The sequence below is a fragment of the Helicobacter cetorum genome (assembly GCF_900198405.1).
In the GTDB taxonomy this organism is placed as follows: domain Bacteria; phylum Campylobacterota; class Campylobacteria; order Campylobacterales; family Helicobacteraceae; genus Helicobacter; species Helicobacter cetorum_C.
Genome location: NZ_FZMR01000049.1, coordinates 1,160 through 2,590 on the forward strand (window position 1 = coordinate 1,160; position 1,431 = coordinate 2,590).

Genomic DNA, 1,431 nt, shown 5'->3' on the forward strand with positions numbered 1-1,431 from the left:
TCCGTTACTTTCTGCTACAAGACTTGCCAAACTTAGCAAGATTATTGCCATAATTCTTATCATAAAAAACCTTTTTAATTTTAGTTTACTAATAATTTACTAAAATAACATTTTTAGCAAACTTGTTTACACTATAACAAAAATAATATTAATTTTGGATTTATTTATCAATAATAGATATATAGTGAGTATTTGTGTATCATTTTTTAATAATTTATGCGAATTACCCTCAAAATTTTATAAATAAATAAGTCATTCTGCTAATATCAACATGCTTTTGACAAGTTTTAATGGCTTTATTTTGCTATATCTGAAAAATAATTATTATAGTTATTAACAATAAATGAGTAAAAAAGAAATGAAAAGACGCTTTAACCCCATTAAAAGAAATTTAACATTTTTGAATGCAATTTACACTCCTTTTTTTAACAATGAATTTTATAATAACTAAGGGCGACTTTAGAGGGTGTTTTCTAGCCTTTTAAAATCTATCTTTTCGCCTTTGTTTNNTTTATCTCTTGTCTTTGCTTAACTAAGCTTTTAACTTTAGCTTTTAATTCTTATTCTTGTTCTTTTGAGACTTGTTCATTTGGTTTAGCTTGCTTTTCTAGGTTGGCTTGTTCTAAAAGGCTTAAATTCTCTTGATTATTTAATTCTTTTTGGGTAGGATTGTTTCCGTAGACCATTACATCGCTTAATGCGGTGTCGCTCTTAGCGGTTCTGTTCGGCTGAATAAAAGAATGGATAATGTCAGCATTTTTTAAATGACTTCTTATGTATCTATCATTAACATCTGGTATAAAAGTTCTAATAATCGTGTCGTTATCTTGTGTTACTAGCATGTGAATGCGTTCATTATTGCCATCTGTAAAGGATTTAATATATTCTTTTTTAACTCCGTCTTTGTCTTTGGTAAAGATTTCAATGTGCGGTTCTCTTAAAGTTGGTTCTACTAAGTTAGGGGCATTTAAGTGTCGTTGTCTTGTGTTGAAATAAACCAGCTGTTATCATCGCTCTTAAACGATTGATATATTCTTTCTTATCAAACCCTCTACTATCTTTTACAAATAGTTCTACTTGTGGTTCTTTGATAGTTTGGCTCTATAAAGTTTAAATCGCTCCTTTTTAATGTCTTAAAAGAGTCTAGCAATATTGACCCCCCCCCAAAAAAACAACCAATTATTTAACCAACACCATTGATAAACTAAAATAACTAGCATTAAAAACACTAGAACTTCACAAAGTTACAAAAAATCTAAAAACAAGCATTAAGGGGTAAGACTAAAAAATAATGATTAAGTGCTAAGGTGTGAGAAATAAATTTAAGAAACCCAATAAATCTCAATCTTTCAAAACTAAGCAAAAAGAAGTTCTTCTTTTAGGTAATACTCTAATGGCTTTTAATAAGCGAATATTAAAAGCTCTTCTCAA

Annotated in this window: 1 pseudogene; it reads right to left on the reverse strand. The window is 28.6% G+C overall.

Features of this window, described 5'->3' with window-relative positions:
- Positions 1–563 precede the first annotated feature (563 nt).
- Positions 564–989 (reverse strand): annotated as a pseudogene (locus C6H25_RS08520) (hypothetical protein); the annotation flags it as partial.
- Between the last annotated feature and the right edge of the window lie 442 nt (positions 990–1,431).